Annotated in this window: 29 protein-coding genes; 14 read left to right on the top strand and 15 right to left on the bottom strand. The window is 38.7% G+C overall.

Annotation, left to right across the window (positions count from 1 at the left end):
- The first annotated feature begins 112 nt into the window (after nucleotides 1-112).
- From panD to BBI00_RS12395, 8 genes are all read left to right on the top strand, one after another.
- Nucleotides 113-463, top strand: a complete 351-nt coding sequence (panD, locus tag BBI00_RS12430; RefSeq protein ID WP_002976902.1) for an aspartate 1-decarboxylase — start codon at nucleotides 113-115, stop codon at nucleotides 461-463.
- Nucleotides 464-466: 3 nt separating this feature from the next.
- A complete protein-coding gene (locus BBI00_RS12425) occupies nucleotides 467-1,549 on the top strand; it encodes a lysylphosphatidylglycerol synthase transmembrane domain-containing protein (RefSeq protein WP_065399067.1) in 1,083 nt (360 codons plus the stop codon).
- A gap of 177 nt (nucleotides 1,550-1,726) precedes the next feature.
- Complete coding sequence (locus BBI00_RS12420; protein ID WP_065399066.1) at nucleotides 1,727-2,302, top strand: TerD family protein; 576 nt, start codon at nucleotides 1,727-1,729, stop codon at nucleotides 2,300-2,302.
- Nucleotides 2,303-2,327: 25 nt separating this feature from the next.
- Entirely contained in the window at nucleotides 2,328-3,002 is a 675-nt protein-coding gene (locus tag BBI00_RS12415; protein ID WP_065399065.1) for a TerD family protein, read from the top strand.
- A gap of 85 nt (nucleotides 3,003-3,087) precedes the next feature.
- Complete coding sequence (locus BBI00_RS12410) at nucleotides 3,088-3,726, top strand: vWA domain-containing protein (protein WP_065399064.1); 639 nt, start codon at nucleotides 3,088-3,090, stop codon at nucleotides 3,724-3,726.
- 15 nt (nucleotides 3,727-3,741) lie between these two features.
- Complete coding sequence (locus BBI00_RS12405) at nucleotides 3,742-4,785, top strand: TerY-C metal binding domain-containing protein (RefSeq protein WP_065399063.1); 1,044 nt, start codon at nucleotides 3,742-3,744, stop codon at nucleotides 4,783-4,785.
- Between the two features lie 18 nt (nucleotides 4,786-4,803).
- The gene (locus tag BBI00_RS12400) at nucleotides 4,804-6,069 is read left to right on the top strand and encodes a PP2C family serine/threonine-protein phosphatase (protein ID WP_065399062.1); all 1,266 of its coding nucleotides are present in this window, start codon (nucleotides 4,804-4,806) and stop codon (nucleotides 6,067-6,069) included.
- Nucleotides 6,070-6,074: 5 nt separating this feature from the next.
- Nucleotides 6,075-7,586 carry a helix-hairpin-helix domain-containing protein gene (locus tag BBI00_RS12395; RefSeq protein ID WP_065399061.1) on the top strand — a complete coding sequence of 504 codons (1,512 nt, stop codon included), beginning with the start codon at nucleotides 6,075-6,077 and terminating at the stop codon, nucleotides 7,584-7,586.
- A gap of 228 nt (nucleotides 7,587-7,814) precedes the next feature.
- On the opposite strand, the gene BBI00_RS12390 is transcribed toward BBI00_RS12395, so the two are convergent.
- The 8 genes from BBI00_RS12390 to BBI00_RS12355 form a co-directional block, all read right to left on the bottom strand.
- Nucleotides 7,815-8,255: a GNAT family N-acetyltransferase gene (locus BBI00_RS12390; RefSeq protein ID WP_065399060.1), complete on the bottom strand. Its 441-nt coding sequence runs from the start codon at nucleotides 8,253-8,255 to the stop codon at nucleotides 7,815-7,817.
- Between the two features lie 52 nt (nucleotides 8,256-8,307).
- A complete protein-coding gene (locus BBI00_RS12385; RefSeq protein WP_065399059.1) occupies nucleotides 8,308-9,084 on the bottom strand; it encodes a hypothetical protein in 777 nt (258 codons plus the stop codon).
- A gap of 50 nt (nucleotides 9,085-9,134) precedes the next feature.
- On the bottom strand, nucleotides 9,135-9,683 hold the full coding sequence (locus BBI00_RS12380) for a hypothetical protein (RefSeq protein ID WP_065399058.1): 549 nt from the start codon (nucleotides 9,681-9,683) through the stop codon (nucleotides 9,135-9,137).
- Nucleotides 9,684-9,796: 113 nt separating this feature from the next.
- Nucleotides 9,797-10,996 carry a tyrosine--tRNA ligase gene (gene tyrS, locus BBI00_RS12375; RefSeq protein WP_065399057.1) on the bottom strand — a complete coding sequence of 400 codons (1,200 nt, stop codon included), beginning with the start codon at nucleotides 10,994-10,996 and terminating at the stop codon, nucleotides 9,797-9,799.
- 440 nt (nucleotides 10,997-11,436) lie between these two features.
- A complete protein-coding gene (locus BBI00_RS12370; protein ID WP_228394757.1) occupies nucleotides 11,437-11,895 on the bottom strand; it encodes an NAD(P)H-dependent oxidoreductase in 459 nt (152 codons plus the stop codon).
- Nucleotides 11,896-11,948: 53 nt separating this feature from the next.
- Entirely contained in the window at nucleotides 11,949-12,767 is an 819-nt protein-coding gene (locus BBI00_RS12365) for a helix-turn-helix domain-containing protein (protein WP_065399055.1), read from the bottom strand.
- A 3-nt stretch (nucleotides 12,768-12,770) separates the two neighbouring features.
- Nucleotides 12,771-13,268, bottom strand: coding sequence for a GNAT family N-acetyltransferase (locus BBI00_RS12360; RefSeq protein WP_065399054.1), 498 nt, complete (start codon nucleotides 13,266-13,268; stop codon nucleotides 12,771-12,773).
- Complete coding sequence (locus BBI00_RS12355; RefSeq protein ID WP_065399053.1) at nucleotides 13,246-13,866, bottom strand: TetR/AcrR family transcriptional regulator; 621 nt, start codon at nucleotides 13,864-13,866, stop codon at nucleotides 13,246-13,248. Before BBI00_RS12355 ends, BBI00_RS12360 begins: the two co-directional genes overlap by 23 nt.
- A 101-nt stretch (nucleotides 13,867-13,967) precedes the next feature.
- Here BBI00_RS12355 and BBI00_RS23685 point away from each other — a divergent pair, with 101 nt between their 5' ends.
- Both BBI00_RS23685 and BBI00_RS12350 read left to right on the top strand, forming a co-directional pair.
- On the top strand, nucleotides 13,968-14,102 hold the full coding sequence (locus BBI00_RS23685; RefSeq protein WP_262487264.1) for a hypothetical protein: 135 nt from the start codon (nucleotides 13,968-13,970) through the stop codon (nucleotides 14,100-14,102).
- On the top strand, nucleotides 14,102-14,491 hold the full coding sequence (locus BBI00_RS12350; protein WP_065399052.1) for a hypothetical protein: 390 nt from the start codon (nucleotides 14,102-14,104) through the stop codon (nucleotides 14,489-14,491). Before BBI00_RS23685 ends, BBI00_RS12350 begins: the two co-directional genes overlap by 1 nt.
- A 66-nt stretch (nucleotides 14,492-14,557) precedes the next feature.
- On the opposite strand, the gene BBI00_RS12345 is transcribed toward BBI00_RS12350, so the two are convergent.
- On the bottom strand, nucleotides 14,558-16,930 hold the full coding sequence (locus BBI00_RS12345) for an outer membrane beta-barrel family protein (RefSeq protein WP_065399051.1): 2,373 nt from the start codon (nucleotides 16,928-16,930) through the stop codon (nucleotides 14,558-14,560).
- Between the two features lie 132 nt (nucleotides 16,931-17,062).
- On the opposite strand from BBI00_RS12345, the gene BBI00_RS12340 reads away from it, so the two are divergent.
- Together BBI00_RS12340 and BBI00_RS12335 are read left to right on the top strand one after the other, a co-directional pair.
- Nucleotides 17,063-17,638: a Crp/Fnr family transcriptional regulator gene (locus BBI00_RS12340; RefSeq protein WP_065399726.1), complete on the top strand. Its 576-nt coding sequence runs from the start codon at nucleotides 17,063-17,065 to the stop codon at nucleotides 17,636-17,638.
- A 59-nt stretch (nucleotides 17,639-17,697) separates the two neighbouring features.
- Nucleotides 17,698-18,708: an NAD-dependent epimerase/dehydratase family protein gene (locus BBI00_RS12335; RefSeq protein WP_065399050.1), complete on the top strand. Its 1,011-nt coding sequence runs from the start codon at nucleotides 17,698-17,700 to the stop codon at nucleotides 18,706-18,708.
- A gap of 58 nt (nucleotides 18,709-18,766) precedes the next feature.
- Here BBI00_RS12335 and BBI00_RS12330 read toward each other — a convergent pair whose 3' ends face one another.
- From BBI00_RS12330 to BBI00_RS12320, 3 genes are all read right to left on the bottom strand, one after another.
- Nucleotides 18,767-19,390 (bottom strand): hypothetical protein, encoded by a 624-nt coding sequence (locus BBI00_RS12330; protein WP_065399049.1) that lies wholly within the window; start codon nucleotides 19,388-19,390, stop codon nucleotides 18,767-18,769.
- A 195-nt stretch (nucleotides 19,391-19,585) separates the two neighbouring features.
- On the bottom strand, nucleotides 19,586-19,966 hold the full coding sequence (locus tag BBI00_RS12325) for a VOC family protein (RefSeq protein WP_065399048.1): 381 nt from the start codon (nucleotides 19,964-19,966) through the stop codon (nucleotides 19,586-19,588).
- 89 nt (nucleotides 19,967-20,055) lie between these two features.
- On the bottom strand, nucleotides 20,056-20,724 hold the full coding sequence (locus tag BBI00_RS12320) for a hypothetical protein (RefSeq protein ID WP_065399047.1): 669 nt from the start codon (nucleotides 20,722-20,724) through the stop codon (nucleotides 20,056-20,058).
- Nucleotides 20,725-20,947: 223 nt separating this feature from the next.
- On the opposite strand from BBI00_RS12320, the gene BBI00_RS12315 reads away from it, so the two are divergent.
- Both BBI00_RS12315 and BBI00_RS12310 read left to right on the top strand, forming a co-directional pair.
- Entirely contained in the window at nucleotides 20,948-21,511 is a 564-nt protein-coding gene (locus BBI00_RS12315; RefSeq protein ID WP_065399046.1) for a TetR/AcrR family transcriptional regulator, read from the top strand.
- A 39-nt stretch (nucleotides 21,512-21,550) separates the two neighbouring features.
- Nucleotides 21,551-22,951 carry an MFS transporter gene (locus BBI00_RS12310; protein ID WP_065399045.1) on the top strand — a complete coding sequence of 467 codons (1,401 nt, stop codon included), beginning with the start codon at nucleotides 21,551-21,553 and terminating at the stop codon, nucleotides 22,949-22,951.
- Between the two features lie 35 nt (nucleotides 22,952-22,986).
- On the opposite strand, the gene BBI00_RS12305 is transcribed toward BBI00_RS12310, so the two are convergent.
- The 3 genes from BBI00_RS12305 to BBI00_RS12295 all read right to left on the bottom strand — a co-directional run bounded on the left by BBI00_RS12305 (nucleotide 22,987) and on the right by BBI00_RS12295 (nucleotide 26,356).
- Nucleotides 22,987-24,090 carry a serine hydrolase domain-containing protein gene (locus BBI00_RS12305; protein ID WP_065399044.1) on the bottom strand — a complete coding sequence of 368 codons (1,104 nt, stop codon included), beginning with the start codon at nucleotides 24,088-24,090 and terminating at the stop codon, nucleotides 22,987-22,989.
- A 261-nt stretch (nucleotides 24,091-24,351) separates the two neighbouring features.
- A complete protein-coding gene (locus BBI00_RS12300) occupies nucleotides 24,352-25,083 on the bottom strand; it encodes a class I SAM-dependent methyltransferase (RefSeq protein WP_065399043.1) in 732 nt (243 codons plus the stop codon).
- Between the two features lie 49 nt (nucleotides 25,084-25,132).
- Nucleotides 25,133-26,356 carry an RHS repeat domain-containing protein gene (locus BBI00_RS12295; protein ID WP_083988489.1) on the bottom strand — a complete coding sequence of 408 codons (1,224 nt, stop codon included), beginning with the start codon at nucleotides 26,354-26,356 and terminating at the stop codon, nucleotides 25,133-25,135.
- Between the last annotated feature and the right edge of the window lie 57 nt (nucleotides 26,357-26,413).

Raw genomic sequence — 26,413 nt, 5'->3', positions numbered from 1 at the left:
TAAGTAAAATTAATATTCCTTGTGTTTTGTGAAATTAAACCCCTGTGTTTGTGGGAGTTTTTAAATGATAGTAAAGGTCTGTTTTATTAATTTTTATTAATAAATTTGCATCATGTTAATAGAAGTTTTCAAGTCCAAGATCCACAGGGTGAGAGTTACGGCCTCTGACCTTAATTATATAGGAAGTATAACGATAGATGAAGATCTTATCGAAGCTGCCGGATTGGTAGTGGGAGAAAGGGTTTATATCGTGAATGTGAACAACGGAGAGCGTTTTGATACCTACGTTATCAAAGGAAAAAGAAAATCCGGTGAAGTATGTCTGAACGGCCCTGCTGCAAGAAAGGTACAGAAAGATGATATCATTATCATTATTGCCTATGCACAGATGACACCTGAAGAAGCAAAAGATTTCCAGCCGAAGATCGTTTTCCCGGACGAAAAAACAAACCTTCTTACCTAGTTCATGGAGAAAACATCAAAAAATCCATTAAAATCAATACTTACAATAGTAATATCGCTTGCTTTTGCAGGCTTTTTTTTATGGCTTGCCTTACGCGGGCTTGATTTTAAGGTGATTCAACAGTCATTGGCCAAGGCCAATTACCTCTGGGTATTGTTGGCGTCTGTGTTTGGTCTTCTTGCTTACTGGTTCAGGGCTATCCGCTGGAATCTGATGCTGGAACCCATGGGGCACAGGATTTCCAACTCCAATGCGCTTTGGTCTATCTCATTTGGTTACCTGATGAATCTTACCATCCCAAGAAGTGGTGAAGTAGCAAGAGCAACCGCTTTATATGGAGTAGAAAGAGTACCTGTAGACAAATCTATTGGGACTATTATTTTGGAAAGAGTAGTGGATCTTATATGTATGGTGGGATTTTTGCTTCTAACAGGAATTTTTAAATTTAATGCAATTCTTGCTTTCTATCATTTTGTAATGGATAAAAAGGATGAAAAAGAAGAGTTTGTTCCTAATTTTTTTGAGAGGCAAATCATGAAGTTGGGGGTAAGTGATTTTGATTCATTTTATTTATGCGTTAAAATTGGTCTTGTAATATTGGTTTTAATTGGGTTAGGCGTACTTTATAAATATAAAAAAGAGAAACTTGTCAACTTTGGGAAAGGAATTCTTCTGGGAATAACTTCCATCTTTAAATTAAAAGAAAAAGGAAAATTCATCCTGTACACATTAGGAATCTGGATTTGCTATTACTTTGCTGCATATCTGGTATGTTTTGCTCTTCCTGAAACTTCAGCATTTACCTTTGCAGACGGTTTTTTTATTATTGTAGTAGGAACATTAGGAATGATTATCCCTGCCAGTGGAGGAATCGGAGCATATAACCTTGCCATGAAGTATGGTTTTATGGCGCTGTTTATTTCAGTAGGGAAAAGTGCAGATTTTGGTGGTGAAATGGGGCTTACCTACTCCTTTATTTCTTTACCGCTGCAGATTGTAATTATGCTGGTCATGGGATTAATCTCTATTCCTATGCTGGCCAAAGCAAGAAATACAGCAGTTTTGGATAAAGAATTTGAAAATTAATTCAATACATTTTTAACAATACAAGGTTCAATTTTTTAATTGGACCTTTTTTATGGCTGTTTTTTAACTTAAATCGTTTTAATTAAGCGGTCTATAGCATTTTTTCATCAATAAATTTGGTCAGTTCGTAAATCACTTCTATCTTAATGCAAAAAATAATTCATAATATAAAACACTATGGCAATTAATCTACAGAAAGGACAAAAGATCGAGATAGGATTGACGAAAATGACGATCGGGCTTGGCTGGGATCCTAATGAAGGAACAGGCTACGATTTTGATCTTGATGCTTCTGCTATCATGATCGATTCTGACAGAAAATTAGTAAGCGAAGAATATTTTGTTTTTTATAATAACCTTCAATCTCCGGACGGAGCTCTTACCCATACGGGAGACGATCCAAGCGGAAAGAATAGCGATGGGGATGATGACGAAGCGATCATTATTGACCTTGACAAAGTGGATTCAAGAGTTGAGGAAATTCTTTTTGTGGTAACTATTGAAGATTTTGAAAGAAGAAAACAGAATTTCGGACAGGTAAGAAATTCATATATCCGGGTGGTAGACAACAATACCAATCAGGAAATTGCCAAATATGAGCTTGACGAAGATTTCTCTATTGAGACTGGGGTAGAATTCGGAAGACTGTACAAGAGAAACGGAAGCTGGAAATTTGAAGCTTCAGGGATCGGTTACAGAGCAGACCTGGGATTCTTCCTTGAAAAATATTATAAAGGCCAGATTATCAAATAAAAAACATCAAATACACAAAATAGCTATGGCAATTAATTTACAGAAAGGTCAGACCATCGATTTGAGAAAGAATGACCGTGGAGAAAGTGTTTATGATCTTTCAAAAGTAACGATAGGCTTAGGATGGGACGTAAGAAAACAGGGTGGTTTCTTTGGAAAACTGTTCAATAAAGAAGCTGAATACGACCTTGATGCCGTTGCTTTTCTTTTGGATGGCAACGGAAAAGTGGCTAATCTCGGAAAGACGGTACAGACCAATGACGGAAGACAGATAGGACTATATCAGGGGGATGTGGTTTTCTTCAATTCTATGCAGCATCCGAGCGGAAATGTATGGCTTACGGGAGATAACAGAACGGGAGCCGGTGATGGTGACGATGAGCAGATCATTGTGAAGCTGGATCAACTGGATCAGAGCTATCAGAAAATTGTATTTCTGGTAACCATCTACCAGGGAAGAAGTAATAATCAGCATTTCGGAATGATTGAAAATGCATTCATCCGTGCAGTAGATGCCAGAGGAAAAGAGATTACCAGATACAGCCTTTCAGGAGATTCAAGCATGAACGGAATGTGCGCAATGGTTTTCGCAGAAGCCTACCGTCATAATGGAGACTGGAAGTTCCGTGCAGTAGGTGAGCCGCACAATACCGATAATTTTATCGATATTCTGAGACAGCAGTACGCTTATTCGAACTAGATTTACATTTTTATTAAACATCATATGAGCCGGCTTGGAAGTCTTCGACTTCCTCCGCCGGCTTCAGAACTAATATTTGCTTTATATGGCCAGAAGATTATTAGCCTATTTTTTATTGGATACTTCAGGTTCTATGAACGGGGAACCGATTCAGGCACTTAATAACGGCTTCAACGGGTTGATCAGCATGTTACGGTCAGATCCTCAGGCGATGGACAGCCTTCATTTGAGTGTGATTACCTTCGACAGGGAAGTGAAAAATATTTTCCCTCTGATTGATCTGGCAAGTTTCTATCCCATGGAAATCACCTGCCCGGACAGTGGCCCTACCCATACAGGAGCTGCATTGGAAATGGTTGCTGAGCTTGTTCAGAAAGAGCTGGTAAAGGAATCTGCAGATTCAAAAGGAGACTGGCAGCCGTTACTGTTTATATTTACTGACGGGAAACCATCGGATATCCAGAAATACAGACAGATGATCCCTGTGATCCGGGGACTGGAGTTTGGAGCCATTGTAGGCTGTGCTGCGGGACCCAAAGCTGACGAACAGTTTCTTAAAGAACTGACGGATCATGTAGTGAAGCTGGATACTACTGATGCTATTACACTTTCTTCTTTTTTCAGGTGGGTAAGTTCTTCCATTACACAGGGAGGACATTCACAGAATACGGGCGAAAATATTACACTTCCTCCGCCGCCATCGGAGCTTACTATTATTATTTAAAAAATTGTCTTTACCATGAGAAGACTGCCTATTTATTTTTTAGTGGATATTTCCGAGTCTATGGTAGGGGATCCTATCGAGCAGGTACAGGAAGGTATCGCCAATATTATCAGGGAATTAAAAAAGGATCCGTATTCATTGGAAACCGTCTATATCTCTGTGGTTGGTTTTGCAGGAGAAGCAGAGGTGATTACACCGCTTCAGGATATCATCAGTTTTTATCCTCCCAAAATCCCGATCGGAAGCGGGACCTCATTGTCTCAGGGACTCATCAAAGTGATGGATTGCATAGACAGGGATATTGTGAAAACCACTTATGACAGAAAAGGAGACTGGAAGCCTATTGTCTTTCTTTTTACGGACGGAGTGCCTACGGATGATGCTACCAAAGCTATTGAACGCTGGAATAATAAGTATAACGGAAAATCAAATACGATTGCCGTATCGATAGGCGAAAATACCAATTATAAACTTCTGGGATCTTTAGCAGATAATGTATTGCTTTTCAATAATTCTGATGAGAACTCCTATAAAGAATTTTTCAGATGGGTGACAGATTCCATTAAAACAACCAGTCAGAGTGTTACTGAAGCCAAGAAAGAAGGAATTAATCTCTCTAAAATTGATTCTCTGATTCTGGAAAAAGTAGATCCGGAAATGGAGCAGCGATTTCCGGATAATAATTTTGTAGTGCTGAACGGTAAGTGTTCGGAAACGGAGAAGCTCTATCTGATGAAGTTTAAAAAGACATTTGCAGAGTCAGGCATACCCGGAATGTCTACCCGGTATTACAGGCTGGATGGTGCTTACAAGATCGATGAAAAGGCATACTACAGGCTTTCATCTTCTCAGAAGACGAATCTTAAAATCTCCATAGAGGAACTGCAGGGGGGGACCTCATGCCCTCATTGTGCCAATCCTATTGCATTGGCCACCTGTTCCTGTGGCGGAATTCACTGTCTGGGTGGTGAAGGCTACAACAGATGCCCGTGGTGCGGTACATCAGATTATTACGGCTTTTCCAGTGAAGGATATGATATCAACAGAACCTTGGGATAAAAATCTTACAGATTGCTTATGAAAATACCTGGATTTTATTTCGGAGCCAAGAAAACTATGGAGAAATCTGTTGTTCATAAAGAAAAAGAAGACTTTAAAGAAATCCATTGGGTGTTCAAAAATGCACACTCCCATAAATTCTATGAATTCAGTTTTGATATGGATGATTTTCCGAATATAAGGATCCGGAAGATCATTAACCTTGAAGAAACAGGGCTTCGTTTTGAAGACAACAAGATATCAGGAATTCCGATGGTCAGTAATGTCTATCATTTGGGTATTGAATTTTACCATATCGACGACGAAAAGAATATTGAGATTAAAAATGTAGACCTGTTTGTCAATGCAGATCCTAAAGATTTATGGAAAAATATTCCAGGTGATCCCGATGATATTTTTTATAAACCGGATGATATTTCATACCAGGGAAAATTCCTGGATAAAAAAATTGTCGTTACCTCTAAGAGAGGGCGTTCTCATGCCCATGAAGGCAAATTCCGGGAAGATGATTTTGCCGTTAATGAACTTCCTGCAGACTGGTGTATTGTCTCTGTTTCAGACGGAGCAGGTTCGGCTAAAGCTGCAAGGGAAGGTTCAAGGGTCGCCACAGCTTCGGTGAATAGCTTTTTTAATTCTTCTGAGGTTTTAGCTGAATTGGACGATAATATTAATATCATCTACACTCCGGAAGATTCCACAAGAGATAAAGATGAAGCCCGCAGGAATGTAATCAAAACTCTGTATGAAGGTGTTTTGTTTACTTATACAGCGCTGGATAAAACCGCGACAGACCATGATTTGTCCATCAGTGACCTGCATGCAACCCTTATTTTTGCTTTGGTTAAAAAGTTCAGCTTTGGATATATAATACTGAGTTTTGGAGTAGGAGACTGTCCGGTTAATCTGATCAGTACAGGTTTTTCTGAAGTACAGCTTCTGAACCGCATGGATGTTGGCGAGTTCAGTGGCGGTACCCGTTTTATTACTATGAAGGAAATTTTTAACGATCAGATGGCTGCCCGTTTCAGTATCACCTGTGTAAATGACTTTGCATATCTTGTGTTGATGACTGACGGGATATATGATCCTAAATTCAGTACAGAAAATAAGCTGGAAGACAGAGAAAGCTGGAGAACATTTTTTAATGATCTGGCAGGACACAATGATGATTCAGCCAAAGTAGACTTTATAAACGATACCGGTATTGATGTACAGCTTTCCCTATGGGCAGACTTCTGGAGCAGGGGAAATCATGACGACCGTACATTAGCCATAATCTATTAATACCAATGAAAAATACCGTTAAGGTTGTTTCCGTTCTGGATGCAGCCAGATCCTATGAATACATTAATGAAAACCCTATTCAGGGTGGGGTGAAAGATGTCTACTTTTCTCCTGAAAGAGATTATGTAGTGGCATTTTACCGCAATCCTTTAGATCACGGCCAGAAAGAGCGTATTATGAGAATTGTTTCCACATATCTGCAAAATATACAGAGCGGAAATGCTTCAGAATACTTCCTGAATGAGATCTTCAGGTGGCCTTATGATATTGTGGAAAAAGGAAAACTTACAGGAATTGTGGTTCCCGTTTACAACAGGAAATTCTTCTTTGCCAAAGGATATATCGGTTCAGATAATATCCAGGGACAGGATAAGGTGGGGAAATGGTTTACAGCTCCTATGTTCCGGAATCCTCAGTATCCGTTGAGGTTGGATCAGTCTGAACTGGGTGATTGGCTGAGCTATTTCCAGATAGCGATCAATATCAGCAGGGGAGTCAAGAAGCTTCATCAGATGGGGCTGGCCCATTCGGATCTTTCCTACAATAATATTCTGGTGGATCCGGTGACAAAATCTGCCTGTATCATTGATATTGACGGTCTTGTGGTTCCAAAATTATTCCAGCCTGAAGTGATAGGGACAGCAGATTTTATTGCTCCCGAAGTTTTAAAGACCCAGCATTTGAATATTCAGGACCCCGGGAGACATTTACCCAGCCAAAAGACAGATCTGCATGCTCTCGCTGTGCTGATCTATATGTATCTGCTGAGAAGACACCCTTTGCGGGGCGGAAAAATATGGGACCTGGATTCTGAAAAAGATGAAATCATCTCAATGGGTGAAAAAGCATTATTTATAGAACACCCGAAAGACCCTTCCAACCAGGTGAAAGCAGATCAGCTGAGAAAATGGGATGCTTTCTGGGGAGATCCACAAAAGATTTCTTATTCGGTAACGGGACCTTATATTTCAGAATTATTCAGAAAAGCTTTTATAGACGGACTGCATGATCCTATCAGACGGCCCACTGCCAATGAATGGGAAACTGCTTTGCTGAAAACCGTAGACCTCATCCAGCCTTGCCGTAATTCAGAATGTACAGAAAAATGGTATGTCTTTGATAATACCAGTAACCCGAAGTGCCCTTTTTGCGGGACACCTCATCAGGGAACATTGCCGGTCCTTGATCTGTATTTTAAATTTGATGATGAGGTATGGAAGCCCGAAAATCACAGGCTGATGGTCTATCATAATCAGTATTTATTCAAATGGCATGTTTCCAGAAAGGTGATACGAAATGAAAACCTGACGATGCAGGATAAAATGCCTGTAGGATATTTTACATTCCACCAGGGAAAATGGGTATTTGTAAACCAAGGGCTTCAGGGAATGAAAGATATTACAGAACAGAAGGAAATTCCTCCGGGTTCCATGGTAGAACTGACTGATGGTAAAAAAATATTGCTGTCCCCGGAAGAAGGCGGCAGACTGATCTATGTGACAATGGCAAATCAATAGAGAAAAAACAGGATGGAAGATATACCCTCAATATAAAATATAAAATTCAATAGGAGCGGACTTTAGTCCGCTTTTATATGTTAGCACCAATCGATTGGCTTTAGCCAAAACTTACCATATTACAGATTTATGCATAATCCTCTCTGGTGAAAGATCTGCTCAATCCGCTTTATCAGTGAGAGAGATTTTATTTTTCCTGATCTGGAAATTGTGTCAGATTATTTGTGTTTACAAAGGTGAAAATTCCATACAATAAGAATGCTCATCCTCATCCACAATTGTAAAACCTAAGCTGGTATAGAGATGCTGTGCCTTATTGGTTTTCAACACACTTAAAGAAGCTGTTTTTCCTTGTTCAGACGCTTCTTCCAGAATATCGGTCAGAATCATTTTCCCCAGTCCTTTACCTTGCTGACCGGGATCTATCTGAAGTTGCAGAATATCGATATGGGTATCGGTCCTGTCCACTTTCAGAAGGCCAATAGGACGGTTGTCCAGAAAGATAATACTGGCCTTGTCAAACTGATAAAGAATCCTTTGGAGAGCTGTTTCCCGGTCTGTAGGAAGATTGGATTCGGCATAATGCGGAACCATGGTTTTTATCCTGAGGTCAAGAAGGTAATCGATGTCTTTTTCTGTAGCTTTTTGATAGGTAACGGGTGCTTTCATAGTTTTTTTGAATTCGAATTTCAGGCCATACCTTTTCTGTTGAGAAGAAAAATCAATAAGAATCTACAATGACAATTCTGGAATTTTTTTCAATATCAATTTTTAACTTCATTTCTATGGCTTTATTGAGAAAATCATAAGCATAGCAAATTGTCTGTGAATATGGACCTTTAGGATCAGTAGCAGATGTTTCTGTAATAAATTGTAATTCCTCTTCAATGACTTCAAACAGGACAGGGGTGCTTTGATTTTCAGTTTTAATGGTATCAATAATTTGTTCCTCTTCTTCAGTCAGCTGATAATCATAACCATCAAGCTTATTTTCGAGGATTCTTTTCATAAGGAGAATTATATAATCATTGAAGCGTAGAAAATCTTCAGACAATATATTGGTGCCGCCATCATCACTTTTCATTTCGTCAAGAGGAAAATAATGGGTATAGTTTGCATATTGAAACATATATGAATAACAAACCGTACTTGTTGGAATTTCATAAAGCAAGGTAATCCCCGAATGATCATAAAGCTTTTCAAAATATTGATCACGTTCACTTAACGGAGCGTTGTAAAATTGTGGATATACTTCCTCATCAAAAAACAAAGTGAGAACAAACAGTTCATCAGGGGTAATCATGTTGATATCATTTTTGACGGTTTCCAGAATTGTGTCAAAGCTGATATTATAATGATCATCGCTGAATTCCTTATTTCGGTCTTCAATAAACTTTTTAAATGTTCCGGCGTGATAAGTTCTGTGCTGAAGATCCTCATAAAGATGAGCTGCTGCTTTTTCTTTATTGAACATATAAATTGAAGTATGTCTTCCCATGAATCAGTTTGAATGTATATTGGAAATTTCCTTACTTTCTATGGTTTTTCTTAATCAAATGTAATATTTCTTTGCTGAAGATAAGTTTCATCAATATTTTCTCTTTCAATATGATCCGGATGCATTGTAATTTTTATCAACTCTTCATCACTGTAAAAGCCTGCTAAAAACAGTTCATTCCCTAATATTTTCATCCGGATGGTAAGGGCATTGATCAGGATCTCTTCGTTCTGTAACGTTCGGATATTGAAAATAAACAGCCTTTGATAATGCTTATCCTTGTATTTTATAATCAGATAATTTTCATGAAAGTATAACAGATAGTCCCGGAAAGTTGGCTGCTCCAGCGTACTTACGGGAGGTTTCCAGGTAATAATCCTTTTATCCCTGAATCTGACCTGAACCTGTTCTTTTCCGGCTTCATTGCATTGCCACCATGCAGTATCTCCATGGTTATTGGTCACAGTATGATGGGGAAACACAGTGCTTTCCGCAAGCTCAGGTTGAGTCCGGATTATTTTCTGTTCGTTCAGTTCCCTGTTCATATGATCACCCAACAGCTCTTCGTTGATCTGCTTAGGGATTTCAGCTTTCGCCATTATTTTTAGTTTACAGGGACGAAGATATTGATTTAATCGGACTAAAAGCATATAAAGAAAGCTGAAATAAAAACCGGAAGCACTCAATAGTATTCTTCCGGTTTCATATCCTTTTATACGAGCTCAAAGAAGTTTCTTCTGCCAAGTTTTATTTTAATCCCTGTTGAAAGTTCAATTTCCTGGTCGGGGTCTGAGACTTTCACCGAATTGATCTGAACTCCTCCGCTTTGGATGAGCCTTCGGACAGCTGATTTGCTGAGGTCATTTTTCAGCTGATGGCAAAGTTCAAGAACAGTCATTGTATGCTGGGTATGATTCAGCGTACTGATTGGAACAGGTTCAAAACTTTTCTCATCAAAATTTTTATTCTGAAACTGATTATTGAAGAACAGTTCTGCATTTTCAGCCGATGCATCATCATGGTATTGGCGGATGATATTTTTGGCAATCAGCTTTTTGATGTTCATCGGATTTTCACCATTCTTTATTTTTGATTGTAAACTGCTTTTTTCTTCAGCAGAAAAATCTGTAGTAAGATCTATAAACTCATCAATCAGAGCATCCGGGATAGACATTGTTTTGCCAAACATTTCATTAGGCTCATCAGTGAGTCCTATAATGTTGTTTAAAGATTTGCTCATTTTTTCTTTTCCGTCAAGGCCTTTCAGCAGAGGCATGCACATCACGATCTGGGCTGGCAGTTGATAGATTTCCTGCAGCTGCCTGCCCATTGTACAGTTGAACAGCTGGTCTGTACCTCCCATTTCAATATCACATTCAATTTTCACAGAATCGAACCCCTGGAGAATAGGATATACCAGTTCATGCATGGCAATAGGCGTGTTTTCTGTAAATCTTTTATTAAAATCATTACGGTGCATCAGCTGGGCGACAGTCACTTTTGAAAGCAGCTGAATAACTTCTGAAAAATCAAGTGCATCCAGCCAATCAGAATTGAATACAATCTCTGTACTTTCAATGTCAAGCACTTTGGAAAGCTGATTGATGTAAGTCTGTGCATTATGATGTACCTCCTCTGCGGTTAAAGGCTTTCTTGCCTTATTTTTTCCGGTAGGATCACCGATTCTTGCCGTAAAGCTTCCTACGACAATAATGATTTTGTGGCCAAGATCCTGAAACTGTTTCAGTTTTTTGAGAACCACGGCATGGCCCAGATGAAGATCGGGAGCCGTAGGATCAAAACCCAGCTTGATTGTTAATTTTCTGTTTTCTTTTTGGGCCTGTGCTAATTTTTCTTCCAGTCCGTTTTCCGGCAGGATTATAGCAACATTTTCTTGTAATGTATGGATCATGATAAATAATTTTAAAATGAAAAAGCCCGGACAGGTACTGTCCGGGCTCTATATATAATGTTAGATGATTTTAATGGATTACAGATATAGAAAGTCTTCCCGAACGATAGCCCGGAGTATAATATTCACTGAAGAATGGAAGACGCAATATGCTGTTGAGATGTTTCATTGATTGCAAATATAGCAGGTTTTCCCCACCGTTCCAATATCTAAACCATTAAGATGAGTGTAAGGGTTATAACAAGATTTGTTTTCAGAAAAAACTTAACCGTTTACGATCTTAATGGTTTAAAATAATGGTTCAAAACAATTTTACTTGTCATTTTTTTAGCTAATTCCATGCCAGAAATCATCCGGAAGGGCATTTTATGTTTTTTATCATGTTTCCCTCCTCAGTTGGGTTGAAACTTATGAAAATGAATTGAAATCATGGCAGGAGTTTATAATGTAAATTCAGGCTTGATTCCAGAATAGATATTTCTGATCTGTTCTTTCCAGAGCTCAACTTGTTCAGGAGAAACCTTATCAGCCCTGTCAAAAAAGAAATGCCTGATCACGTTCAATCCGGAATAGGTAAAAATCCCGTGATCAGAGGTAAGTGCCAGAGCTTTGTCCATCCCTGTCTTTTCATACTCTTCATGGGACTTTCCATGGGTATTGATGATAACAGTACTTTTCCCTTTCAGCAATCCCTTTTGTATACCCTGATCATAGCGGTACGCAAAACCATAACTGAAAACCCGGTCGATATACCCTTTCATAATGGCAGGCAAACCCGTCCACCAGATCGGATAAATAAAAGTAATCTGCTCTGCCCAGGAAATATGGTCCTGCTCCCGTTTAATATCTTCACATGCTTCTCCTGTAAACTGTCTCTGCATATCAGCAAGGGAAAGCATGGAGACAAATGTAGGACAGTGTATGATCCGGAAATTGTAAGAAAACGAAATCATTACTCTGATCTCGGATTGCAGATCTCCTGCTGGAACTTTATATATTGGGAAGGAGAAATGTTTATAAAATGTTTGAAATCATGGATGAGCTGGCTCTGGTCATAGTAACCACACTGATCAATAATAGTAAACCATTCGATTTTGCCCGGTTTTCCGGATTCTGTTTCTATGGCTTGTATGGCTTTTAGAAAACGGTTGTAGCGGGTAAGTTCTTTCAAAGAATACCCGAACTGCTCTTTCTGTTTACGCTGGATGTTTCTTTCTGTCTGCCGGGTTTGCTCTGCAATTACCTTTACAGGATTTAAAAGGTCACTTTCAAAACCGCTCAGCAGCTGGCTTGTATTGTCCTGATGTTTAAGGTAAGGACGGCAGAATTCCAGGATATAACCTACCTGTTCCGCAGTAGCGCTTATGTCTTTCAGCTGATACCAAAGATTTGTAAAACAGTTTTCTGTCAAAAGATCGTCAGGATGTTTTACCTTATTTTCAACCGTTGCCCTCCCGAAAAAGCGAAAGAATGCATCATTTTTAAAATTGGCAACTACTATGGAAGTACCGGCCGGAAGGATATACTCAAAAGCCTGTCTTACCGGTCCGAAAACCACACATTTATCAACATCGATTATTGTATTATCCCTTGTGATCATGGATGCTCTTTCCCCAAAACAAAACAGTAAAATAGTCTGGTAAGTGGGCAGCAGGGTTTGAGTGACGGGCACACGGGAATTATTTTCAGCAAAGTAAAAATGGGTAAAAACATTTTCAAATTCCTGAGGAACTGAAATTCTAAACTGATTGTATTCCGGCTGCAGTTCCATAGGTCAGGGCATCAGGTTTTTTATCATTTTATAATTGATGAGGTCAATTCCTTTTACATTGACGGTCTGCTCCTTCAGTATCCGGAAGCCGGATTTTTCAAAAAATGGCCTGGCAGTTTTGCTAACGTCTGCCGTAAGCTGCTTTTGACCATGCCTTAGCGCTTCTTCTTCCATTTTTGCATATAATAGAGAGGCAATTCCCTGGTGCTGATGATCTTTATGTACAAACAGAAGATCAATATAAGTTCCCTGATCAAGAGTAGAGAATCCCACTAGCTGGTTTTCAGCTTCGGCAATCAGAACATATTGACCCTTGATGACGTTCATCCATCTTTCTTCATTGTCTGCCCCTGCACTCCAGGCGTTGCGCTGTAGATCATTATAATCATTTTTGCAGATAACCTGTATCGTATCTGCAAAAAGCTGCTGCATGGCAGGAAGATCATTTAAACTGCCTTTTCTGATGCTGATGCTGGCATTATTTAATATACCGCTGCTCATAAAGTTTTTGCTGTTCTTTGTTGAGAAGAGGGTAGAAGAGATTCATCTGGAGAAGTGTATAATGGCTGATGGCCTCTTGCTGATCAAGCTTCAGGATGAGTCTGTTGTGAGTAAGCCAGTTATCGGCAAGGATGAAAATTTGTTCTGTAAGCCAGTCGATCACAAAAGCAGGAATATCCTTTTGAAAAATATCATTCTTCTGCAGACCTGAAAAGATCAGCTGAAACTCTTCTTTCCTGCTAAAATTAATGCCTTCATATTTCGACTCTATTTCAGGAATGTTCTTCAATATATCTACAAAGCTGATAAAAATAAAACGGTAAGAATAAAAAATCTTACAGGTGGAGCGTGTAAACTGGTACAGGTCTTCAAGCGTTTTATTGTCTGCTTTCTTCATGTGGTTCAGCAAATCATCCATTTTCAGGGTAAGCTCTGCAAAAAGAATTTTGATAATGTCTTCCGAGTGTCTGAAATGGTAATGCAGGTTTCCGGCACTGATGCTCAGCTCAGCTGCAATATGCCTTGTGGTGATAGTATTGTATCCTTTTTCATTAAAAAGTTCGAGGGCTTTGGACAGTATCTTTTCTTTCGTGCTCATTGCTCAAATATAAGAATAATAAGAATGGGGATAAATCATATTTACAAAATTAGAACAAATGTTCTAATTTTAATATATTTGTACCGTTAAATTGTATTACAATGGAAGGAAAGCAAAAGTTTGATTATGAATCAGCAGACAGAAAACCGACTGAAAATAATACGGACATTCAGGATATTGCAGCAAAGGTATTGCAGGTGGTTATCGGTTTTATAATGGCAGTGCTGCATATGTGATGAAAGGCAGGATTTCATATTGGTTTTTGCTGGGATTGGTATCCTGGGCCGGTATTGTAGTGCTGAGGCACAACAGTATTTATATTCCCGTCATCAATGATCATTTTACGGATTTCATCACGGTTCCCATGTATTGTTACCTGATAGAATACATCATGAATAGTGTACCTGGATATCACTGGAAACCGGATCTGAAATTTGTATTGACTTCCACATTGTATCTGACCTTCTTATTTGAAATTATCTGTCCGAACTTGTCGAGAGTTTTCACCGGGGATCTTTTGGATGTCCTGGCCTATGGGGCGGGAGGATTGTTATATTATTTTTTCAGCATTAAAAGTACCCTGAAAGATTTTAAAAATCAAAAGACCGGCAGCTCCACATCGTAAGAAGAGTCTGCCGGTCGGCGTTATAGTTTTTATCCTGGTTCTGTAAATAATTCAGACGGTGAAAGCTTAGTTGCCGCCACCTGCCCGGTTGGATTCTTCAAATTTCACCTGCTTGGTAGCTCCTTTTACATTATTGTTCCCGAATTTGTAAGTAAGCGAAAGATAAACGTTCCTTGTAATGCCCTTATATTGATAATCTATATTGTAATTGGGATAATATTCAATACCTTTCTCGCGGTTGGTATTCAGGATGTCGTTCAGGTAGACATTCAGCAGGAGCTTTTTATCCATAAAAGCCAGTTTCATCCCGGTATACAGTGAAGCGCTGGTATAATAATAGGTATTCCCGTTCCTGTTGGGAAGACTGCCCCAGAGTCCCAGCATAAAGGTTACTGTTTTTTCTTTATTCAGGAAGAAATTATTATCAATATTCATATTGGCACTGTAGCCTGCCGGTGCCGGTGAAATGGCAGGATCATAAGATTTTGATTTGGAATAGAATCCGTTGACAAAAATGGTGGATTCCAGCCATTTCAGTTTATTGTAATTGTAACTGATGTTGAGCCCCGCCTGATCCTCATTATAGAAGTTCTTGGCAACAGTATACCGGTAGTTTCCGTCTACCATCTGGATCCTGTCCCAGTTGTCTTTGTTGTAATTGTAGTATACAGTGAAGTTAAGATTGTTGTTTAAGACATACCCCAGTTCAAAATTGTCAGAGAAGGAAGGCAGTAAATATGGGTTTCCTGTAGAATATTCATATTCCGATGTATAATATTTGAAAGGATTCAGGTTTCCGAAATACGGACGGGAAATTCTACGGGAATAATTCAGGGAAAACGAATTGTTTTCATTAGGTTTATAGCTGATGTAGAGCGTAGGGAAGAATTTACCATATGTAATTCTGGCAGAAGTATTGTCATTCATTGAAATTCCTTCCAGGGTAGTATATTCATAGCGTAGTCCTGCTTTGGCATCCCACTTTTCACTGATCTTAAAATTGGTAGACACATAAGCCGCATAGTTTTCTTCGTTATAGAAAAATGTATTGGTTCTGTCTGTATTCAGATCATATTGTCCGTTATTGATCGTAAAAAAATTAAACTCAGAATCATTTTTTATTTTGGTATACTTCAGCCCCGATTCTGTTTTTACTTTTCCAAACGTTTTTTCAAGATCTGCCTGTCCGGAATAAATTCTGTATTTGCTGATCGGGTTGGCCATGGTAGAAATAGTCTGTGAGGTAATCGTATTGGAAAAATTCCTTGCATCAGAATTATTAAGCATCATATTGGCGGTAAGGTTCAGTTTGCCTCCCATACTGTCTAATTTAGCTTCGTAAAAGGCTGTTGCATTGTGAACATCTCTGCTGTTTCGGTTTCTGAAATTGGATATAATATTCAGCAGCCCTTCCTCATTGAATCTTTGTGAAGTGCTTTCTCCTGTTTCCAAAGGGTTGCTGTGGGAATAGTTGTAATTGATACCGATCAGGTTTTTATCATTGATCTTGTATTCCGCTTTCACATTTCCGCCTTTGTACTTGTAGTTATTGAGGTTTTGGCTATCTCTGTTCCAGTAATTATTGTTGGTTGTTCCTGTCAGGTAATTATAGATTGTGTAATACCAGTAGTTATCACCTAAAGATAAATTGGTGCTCAGAGAAAGTTTTTCGCCCTGATAATTAAATGTGGCACCACTTCTTGACGATACGGTAGGTCTGCCCCAGAAATAGTTTCCGGAGGTCTGAAGAGATCCGTTCCAGCCCAGATTGGTGTTCTTCTTAAGAATAATATTGATCAGTCCGCTTTTTCCTTCAGCATCATATCTGGCCGGAGGAGTGGTGATCACTTCAATTTTAAGAATATCATCGGAACGGAGTGTCTTCAGGTAATTGATAAGTTCCTGCCCGTTCAGATTCAGAAGCCTGTCATTGATCATCACGGCTACGTTACTCTTTCCGGCAATACTTATCGCATCATCACTGGTTTTTACCATCGGTGTTTTGGCGAGGGCTTCCATAGCATCAATTCCCTGGGAAGCTACAGAATTCTCTACGTTGAAGACCAGGCGGTCTACTTTTCTCTCGAATAATTTTTTCTTTGCTGTAACAGTTACTCCTTCTATCTTCTGTTCAGTTACAGGAGCTTCTTTGATCTGAATATCTTTCTTGTAAGGTCCGCTGACCGTAATTTTTTCACTGTTCGTTTTTATCCCGTCTTTTATAATTTCAATCAGATAATCTCCGTTTTCTTTTAAAGGAATTCGGAACAGTCCTTTTTCATCTGTGATGGCAGAAAATTTCGTGTCATTTCTGGTAATCAGAACTTCCGTTTCTGATACCGGCTTATTGTCTTTATCAGTAATGACACCTTCTACACTTTGTGCGAAAATAAATGGGGAAGAAATCAGACTTAAAAGAAAAATAATCTTTCGGTTCATACTTTAGTTTTATACAAGACAATTACTTTGGCCATCCTGTTACATAGGATGGTTAAAATTCTTTTGAAATATTGATGAATGTTGATGTTTTCTTTTGGTATTTTTGTATCAGACTCAAAAATATTCACTTCAATGCATGCCAAACTGTTAGAATATATCTGTTCAGATCACGATTGTACTCCTAGAGAGAGGGAAGCGGTCATCCGGTATTTTGAACCTGTGATATTTTCAAAAAATACTTTGATAGAAGGAGCCGGGAAGGTACCTCAATATCTTTACTATATTGTTTCCGGCTATCTCAGACTTTTTTATACAGATCAGAACGGAAATGAAGTGACGACCCATATCAATTGTCCGCCGGGATTTTTTACATCCTACCCGGAATTTATCAATAGTAAGGTTTCTGAAAATAACGTAGAATGCATTACTGATTGTGAACTGCTGAGGATTTCCAAGATCGACCTGGATCTCCTGATCCATGAAAGCCAGGCAATGAAAGATTTCAGCATTTCGGTTTTTCAGCAATCAATTGCCTATAATGAAAACCGGTCGAAAGCATTATCTGTTCTGAATGCCGGACAACGATATCTGAAACTCATGGAAGAGTATCCGGGAATCATTCAGAATGTTCCCATTCAGTATATCGCTTCGTTTCTGGGAATGAAACCGGAAAGCCTGAGCAGAATCAGAAGAAAAATAATTAACTAACAAAAGTCAAGTGGTTCCGGAGACAGGAAGAAGAAATTTGCAGCATTAAAATCAATGCAATGACAAATCATTTAAGTCTCGTTTCAGGAGCTAATGGACATCTAGGGAATAATTTAGTAAGATTTTTATTAAAAAAAGGTGTACCGGTACGGGCAACGGTAAGGAATATCAGTAACCGTAAGCCTTTTGAAGGGTTAAACTGCGAAATCGTACAGGCTGATATTACTAATAAAGCCTCCTTTGTAAAGGCACTGGAAGGTGTAGAGGTATTTTATGCTGTAGGTGCTTCTTTCAAATTATGGGCGAAAGATCCCCAAAAAGAAATTTATGATGTGAATATCAATGGAACCAGGAATACCATTGAAGCTGCTGCAGAAGCTGGTGTGAAGAAGATTGTGTATGTAAGTTCCATTGCAGCCCTCAATTATACGCAGTTGCCCGCTAAAGAAAGCAACGGGTATAATCCTGACCGGCGGGATATGTACTATAACTCAAAGAATGATGGGGAAAAACTGGCCTTTGAACTGGCTTCCAGGCTGGGAATAGAACTGGTCTCCGTAATGCCTTCAGCAATGATCGGAAGTGAAGCATTTCCGCCACTGAATGTTTCCTATGGAGTATTGAAACTTATTCTGAATAAAAAAATTCCGGTAGATACTAAAATTACCCTGAACTGGATTGATGTAAAGGATGTGGCGGAAGGATGCTATCTGGCGGCAGAAAAAGGGCGTGCCGGTGAACGTTATATTCTTGCCAATGAAAAATGCATGACTATTACAGATACCACCATTTTAGCCAATAAACTGTACCCTGAGCTGAAACTTGAAATTCCACGGTCAGTTCCTAGGGGAATCCTGATGACAATTGCTGCAATTATGGAGTTTACAGCCAGAATGAGTGGGAAAGCACCGGTACTGACCAGAAAAGATATTGCTATGTTTTCAGGGTTACAGCAGGATTTTGATATCTCCAAAGCCAGGAATGAACTGGGGTTTCAACCTAAAGACCCTGTGCAGGCGGTAAAAGAAGCGCTGGATTATCTGATGAGGAATCCTGAAATTCTAAAATAACATTTTTTTTCAAAGATTTTATACGGGATCCCCGAAGCATATTACCGGTTAAGTCACGTTATTGATGTTCAAGCTTTATAATAGATCCTTTATAAAATTTGGTAAGGTCATAAAGATCGGCAAAATGATGCTGAAGACCGGGAATCAGTTTTTCATCAAAATCTGTTGAGTTGAGCTGGTTTTCTGCCAACAGATACAAAGACGGGTAATCCGGTTTTAGAAAATCAGAAAGAATATTTTCATTTCCCTGTTTTCTTTTCATGATTTCTGTGAAAAAAATTCCATAGATTACAAACTGATTGAAGTGCTGGGCATCAACGATATAATCCAGATGCTGCCGGGAGACATCTTCATAATGAGAAAGGATCTGAAGGAAGTTTTCTGCATGATCTTCAGAAGGAATTTCATAAAAAACATCTATACCATTGATGAAAAGTTGTGTTTTAGCCTCTTCACGATCGGAACGATAAGCATTGCTGAACCATGAAAAAATCATCAGAAGTTCTTCCTGAGTAAGTTCTTCCACAGAGTCTTTTACTTTGTCTTTAATAATTTCAAGTTGTGCTTTCGCATCAGGCTGAAGGAAACTCAGGATATTTTCTTCCTCACGGCTGAGCTTATTGTACAAATTAATTTTGGCAATATTAGGATTGGTTTTGATGAAATAAAGTTCTTCTGCCATAGTTATTGACCAAATATTTTTTATGAAATGGTAATTAAAGGTACAAAATATACAGTACCCTTATCAAAAAAATATTATGTATTGAATGGTAATGCGTGTGAAAGAAATAGCTGGCGTTGAGAGAAATAGATTGTTGGATTGAAATCCGTAGAACCGGAAGATAGAAGTTGCTGAAACTTTTACTTCCGGGATTTCTTACTTCAGACTTTCATGTAAAGCAATCCTGTTCCCTTCGGAATCTTCAAATTCTGCTACGGCGCAATTGTATTTTTCATCAATTCTTTTAGGATAAAGAACTTTTCCGCCATGATGAAGGACCTTTTCCAAAGTTGTATCTATATTTTCTGTTTTAAAATAAATGATCACACCATTTTTAGTAGGTTTATATACGTCACCTTTTGCCAGTGCCCCGGTAATTCCGCTGTTTTTTTCTTCAAACGGAAACAATGCCATTTCATAATGATCAATGATTTCCTTTTCAAAACTGAAATTGAAAACCGCAGTATAAAAATTTTCCGCACGTTCCAGGTCATTGACCGGGATTTCAAAATAAACAACAGGATTGGATGAATTCATAATTTTTGTATGTGAGGGTTGATGAGGCTGATGACACGATATGCAGATCAAAACGAAGATGATAGGTAAATGCCACAGCCTCATCATTACTATTTTTTAAATGAAGGAAGTTCTTTTATTTCCGGTTTAAATGCAATTTCTGCAGAAATTGATCTGATCAGGGATCTTGCCAGGGAAAGCGGATGTTCCGGGAATTCAGAATCATATTGTTCCCGTTCAGACTTATTCATAGGAGTTCCCTGCTTGAAGTCAGGATCATAGGGATCTGCAAACCAGTTGGTGATACCTTCCTCACTGAATTCTACTTCTCCGGATCCCATGAGCATGCCAAGAATAGCACTGTCTCTGATACCGGTAACACCTACTTCATTGGCCTGTATTTTCACCACAAAACTGCAGTTTTCAAAAGGGATGGTAATGGAGGCTATGTAAATCATTCCTGTTTCCTCCTGTGGAATTTTAATGATTGTTTTTACGGCTGGAGTTTCGTGAATAGTCATTATATCGGTTTCAATAGTTCCGCCGTTGGCTGAGGCAGCTACATTTCTGTAAAATTTTTTAAGATAATCGAGGTCTTTTACAGTAGGAAGGTCAGGCTCCTTATCAAAAAAATGCAGAGCAATGAGAGCAGATTGTTCAGGATTGACCCATCGTATAGCCTCATCATCTTCAGAAATTTTGTTCCATCCCTGATCCGGAACGATCACAGAATGAATATTGACTTTATTTTTTTCTTTCTTATTGAAAATATTGAACATGGTTTGTTTTTTTATGCCGTAAATATCGTTTTTTTATTGTAGAACTTGTTTAAACTTTTTCAATGTTATCTGAAGTTTTAAAATGAAGGTCATGTAAACTTTCAAATTTTATGGCTGGATTAAACTGCGATTCATCTTCAACCTGTGTGAAGACGGAATTATTTTTATTTTAAAAATAGATAGACTTATCTATTTTTTTGTATAGCTTTGTAAAAAAAAAGAGATGAAAAAAGAAAAAGTACGGGAAAGGATCATCAGAGTAGCTTCAGATCTGTTTTACAGGCAGGGCTACAATTCTACGGGGATCAACCAGATTATTGCAGAGGCAGATATTGCTATCGGGTCATTATACAATCATTTTTCTTCCAAGACTGATCTTCTGCAGGCTTATCTTGCAAAAGAGGAATCTGAATGGCTGGAAGGTTTTGAAAACAGCATGGCGAAAATCTCAGATCCCGGGGAAAAGCTTCTTGCTCTGGTTGACTACCGTAAGAAACTGCAGCAGACTTCCAACTTTGCAGGATGTCATTTTATCAAAATTACTTCCGAAACAGGAGAGACAAATCCGTCGGTTTCCGCCTTTGTAAAAGCACATAAAGCAAAACAGAAAGACCTGATCAGGACTTTGGCTGAAGAATGCTATGCCGGAAAACCGGGATCTGATATAGACTCTATAACAGAAAATATTTTTCTATTGATTGAAGGGGCTGTTGTGACCTCAACAATTAATAAGCAGAATGATTCTTTTGATCAGGTTAAAAAAATTATTAAGGGCTTATTACCTTAATTTTTTTAATTATTTAAAAATAGATATATCTATATAAAAATGAAATATAAATATCTGCCATTGATGGTGATACTCTTTGGTCAGTTGCTGACCATTATGGATATTTTTATTATTAATGTATCCATCCCTTCTATACAGCGTGATCTCCGGGCTTCCAACGGAGCGATGCAGTTGATGATGGCAGCTTATCTCATCGGTTTTGCTTCTTTTCTGATTACAGGTGGGAGGCTGGGGGATCTGTATGGCCGGAAAAAGATCTTCATTTCAGGACTGTTATTCTTTATGCTCAGTTCTCTGGCCTGTGGAATTTCTTCGGGAGCTGTCCAGCTCGTGATTTCAAGACTGGTACAGGGGATCAGTGCAGCAATGATGGCTCCGCAGGTGCTTTCCATGATCCAGATTTTATTTCCTGTGCATGAAGAACGTACGAAAGCTATGGGCTGGTACGGAATTACCATTGGAACAGGAACCATCCTGGGGCAGTTTCTGGGCGGATATTTTTCTTCATTAAAAGGATGGGAAGAGCCATGGAGATTGATTTTCCTGGTCAATATTCCGGTGTGTCTGATTGCCATGTTATTCAGCTTCAGACAGTTGGAAGAATCTACGGTGAAAATCAAAAAATCCTTTGATATCCGGGGTGTTCTTGTACTTTCAGCAGGGCTTTTCCTTATCACTTATGCACTGACAGCTTCTGAGGAGAAAGGGATGGATCTTCAAAATGGAATAATGATGACTGTTTCAGCGGGAATATTAGTGTATTTTGTGAAAGACCAGAAAAATAAGATAAAAAAAGACAAATCTTATCTGATTGATTTTGAACTCTTCAGTTATAAAAATTTCAATCTGGGTATTATCGCTGTTTCTTTCTTTTTCATAATGCTGGATTCTTATTTTTATATCCTGTCTGTATTTTTTCAGGATGGATTAAAGATCAGCCCGTTGATGGCTGGAGAGATCATTGTTTTTCAGGGGCTGGGATTTATACTGGCATCAGTATTTTCAGTACAGCTTATTTTAAAATATGGGAAAAATGCCCTGATGGCAGGGCTTGTAGTCATTATTGCCGTTCTTGTTCTCCAGGTGTTTCTTTTCAGGATATCGAACGACTTTTATCTGTTTTGCCTGCTGTTATTTTTACATGGGTTGGGAGTAGGTGCTGTCATTCCTTCACTGGCCAATATTGCGTTATCCGGGATGTCTGAAAAACTGACAGGAAATGCATCAGGCGTTTACAATACCTTCCAGCAGATTGCAGCCATCATAGGGATTGTAGGTATAGGCGGCATCTTTTATTATTTTCTCGGAGATCAGCCTTTCACCGGAAATTATCATCATGCCTTTTCCATTGCTGTACTGATTAATGTGCTCTGTCTGCTTTTGGTGATCGTTGCAGTTTCCAGAGTCCCGGATAATGTGTTGCCTAAAAGAAAAGTCTGAAACAGGCGCTGTATTTGGGATAAAACAGTTATCTCTTAAGGCTTTTTTACAGGATTTTTCAATTCATTCAGCGTTATTTTGGCTATATTTCTGGTGATTTCAGTAGGAGAGTGACAATCACAGTTGCTGAGTCCTATAACGTAAATATCTTCACCGGGAATATAAACGCCCATACTTTTGAAACCGAAAACACTTCCGCCATGTTCACGGTCTGCAGTTCCATTCATTTCTTTCAGATGCCATCCGTATCCATAGGTGAATTCTTCACCGTTGTTCAGTTTATATTTCTTAAAGGCTTTCTGGGTTTCCACAGGGTTGAGCAGAAGGTTTTGATTTAAAGCCTGTTGCCATTTCCAAAGATCATCCACTGTAGACATCAGTGAGCCGGAAGAATAAGGAATACTGAAACTGATAACTGTCCTATTCACAAATCCCTCTTCTTTTTTATGGTAACCATAGGCTCTTTTAGGAATAACCTTTCTGTCAGAGGCATAATATGAATGAGTCATTCCTGCCTTGTCGAAAATATTTTTTTGAATGAAATTCTCATAGGTATCCCCGGAAACGAGCTCTATAATATAACCGAGCAGTACGTATCCCGAATTGTTGTAATCAAACTTTTCACCCGGAGCAAAATCAACAGGTTCATTTTTGAAAAAATCTACCATCGCCTCAGGCTTCATTTCTTTTTGAGCAATGGAAGAAAGCGTTTTCATTTTGGTAAAATCCTTAATTCCTGAAGTATGGGTGAGCAAATGATGAATCGTGATGTTTTCACCGTTGGGATAATCTTTACTGTATTTTGAAACAGGATCATTCACGCTCAGTTTTCCCTGTTGTTCCAGCATTAAAATAGCTACAGCTGTAAACTGTTTGGTCATAGAACCTATCTGAAAAACCTGGTCCGGGCTCATATCGATTTCAAGCTCAAGATTTGCTTTTCCAAAGGCCTTTTTGTAGATGCTTTTACCTTTCCTGGTAATCATAAAGACACCTCCCGGTTCATTTTTATTTCCAAATTCAGTCCGGATCAGGCTGTCTATTTTCTTTTCATAGCTTTTGGTAAGCTGCTGTGCATCCATTGTGCTGATAAAAAATGGAAGTACGATAAGGGCGGTAGTCAGTTTTTTTAAAATCATATTTTATACTTTGTTATGCAAAGATATAATTTATTTTAATTACTATGTTATACAATATAGTGATTTGTAATGTTAATGGTAACGAAGAATATCCATTATTAAAATATTACCATTATTATTAAAGCATATATCCTCAGAGGAGCCTTACCAATACCAGTTTACAGACCATCCGCTACATGCTCAAATAGAGAAGTTTGATGTTGAAATTTTTATAAAAGGTCTCTTATATCAGAGGAAGTACAGTCTGTATTTCAATAATAATTATTTTTCGGCAGAGATCAGTAGCATCATCGGGCGTCGGAGTTCTTCTTTCATTTCAGGAATTTCTTTCAGCAATTCCTGAGCTGGTTGAGGTTCGATAATTTCTTTGATTCTGAAGCCCTGTTGTAATAAGGTATTTAAATAAGAAGTCAGCGTTCTGTGGTATTTGATTACATTTTCACCCAGGAATGTGGTGTTTCTTTTTCCTTCAAGAAAATACCGGTCAACGGGCCAGCATGTTTTCTGCCCGTCTTTATCATAGACCCAGTCCTGTCCGCCTTCAGCCGTAAATATGGGATGTTCTACAGAAAACACAAAATGTCCTCCGGCAGTCAGCCATCGATGAATGTTTTGGGCCAGGGTATCAAATGATTCTATATAATGTAAAGTGAGTGAACTCAGGACAAGGTCAAACTGCTCTGCAGGATAGTCCACATCTTCCAAAGCTTTTCTTTCATACCGTATGCCTTCCAGACTGTTAATTTCTGCAGCTCTGGCCAGCATTCTTTCTGAAAGATCAATTCCAACAACGGATGCCGCTCCGTTTTCTATGGCATAACGGCAATGCCAGCCGAATCCGCAACCGAGATCAAGGACTTTCTTTCCCTTAAAATCCGGCAGCATGGTTTTCAGGGCATGCCATTCTCCGGCACCTTCAAGCCCCAGCTGTGACCGGAGCATTTTTTCATACTGGTCAAAAAATGACGGGTTGTCGTATTTATTTTCTTTCATAAGATCAAATGGATTGGTTACTATATGGGTGTCAGTTCACCCTCTGTTTTCAATAAAGCTCATAGCGTAGCGTTTCCTTACCCTGATTTTTTACAGTCACAGATTTCCCTTCATAGATATATTCTGTTTCGCTAGAAGGTGTAAATTCAGTACCTGAAGCATTTTTAGGGTATAAAAGGCTGGCTTTGGTAAGATGGTTTTTATCATTGTATTCAAAGACCATTTTAGCATTGAGAGTAGAGCCGGAATAGGATTTCATTTCTGTTAGCAATCCGTTTTTATAGGTATACTGATCCTGGGATGATTTTACCCCGCCTTTTATTTCAGAAACTTTGGTCAGAAGATTTTTTTCATATTCAAATTGTTTCTTTCCCAGATCAATGCCTCCGGAGTAATCAGTCATTGAAGACATATTGCCTGCACTGTCATAGGTATATTGGGTGAAGCTTTGTCCATTGCCATATTTTACCATTCTGTTTTTGGAATCATACGATATAGGATCCCTCATTCCTGAGCTTTTACCCATTATCTCTCCATTGCGGGTCGCTTCCTCTTTGTATTGAATGCCAATCAGGTTTTTATTGTTATCATACAGAAATTCTTCTGAGATACTCTTTTCTATCATGTTGTCCTTTATTTTTCTGTCTCTTTTGGCAAGCAATCCGTTTTTGTAGGTATACAGTTCAGTGCCGTTTGCAGATTTTACGGAAGAAATCTTACCATTCAGATAAGTAATATCGGTCTGTTGTTCGGAAGTGAGTTTCTTATCATTTCCTTTGAAGGTAAACTCCTGAGTACGGAAAGAAGTCACCTGATTTTTATTGTTGAGAGTTGCCGTATACAGACTTTCTGTTTTGTTGGGTTCGGCATAGGCCACACTGCCCATTCCGTTCCCTGCTATTTCAGCTTCTCCAGTTCGTAAAGACTCCCGGTTGGCTGCTTCTGTTTTTTCTTTATCTGGGAAGTAGAGGTATTGTCTTTCGGTGAGAACTCCATTGGTGTAGGTACATTTTATCGTCTTTCTGAAACTGCCATGTTGGGTTTCTTCTTTGATGATATTGCCGTTTTTATCGTATTCCGTTACCCCTGCAGGAGTAATTTTTTTCTTAATAGGTAATTTTTTTAAATTTAGATCTTCCACTTCCATATTGGGAGTAACAAGGAAGTTTATTTTGTTAATCCTTACTTCGGGAATAGTGTAAGTAGGGCATATGTTCATTTGTGCTGAAGCACTGAGAGAAGCAGTTAGCAGTAATAGAGGTAAGTATTTCATGGTTGTGTCCAATAATAATGAAGTAGAATTAATAAAGAATAAAATTACAACTATTGG

It is taken from the genome of Chryseobacterium arthrosphaerae (assembly GCF_001684965.1).
In the GTDB taxonomy this organism is placed as follows: Bacteria; Bacteroidota; Bacteroidia; order Flavobacteriales; family Weeksellaceae; genus Chryseobacterium; species Chryseobacterium arthrosphaerae.
Note: the sequence above shows the minus strand (reverse complement) of the source record. Positions and strands in the feature narration are given on the sequence as shown.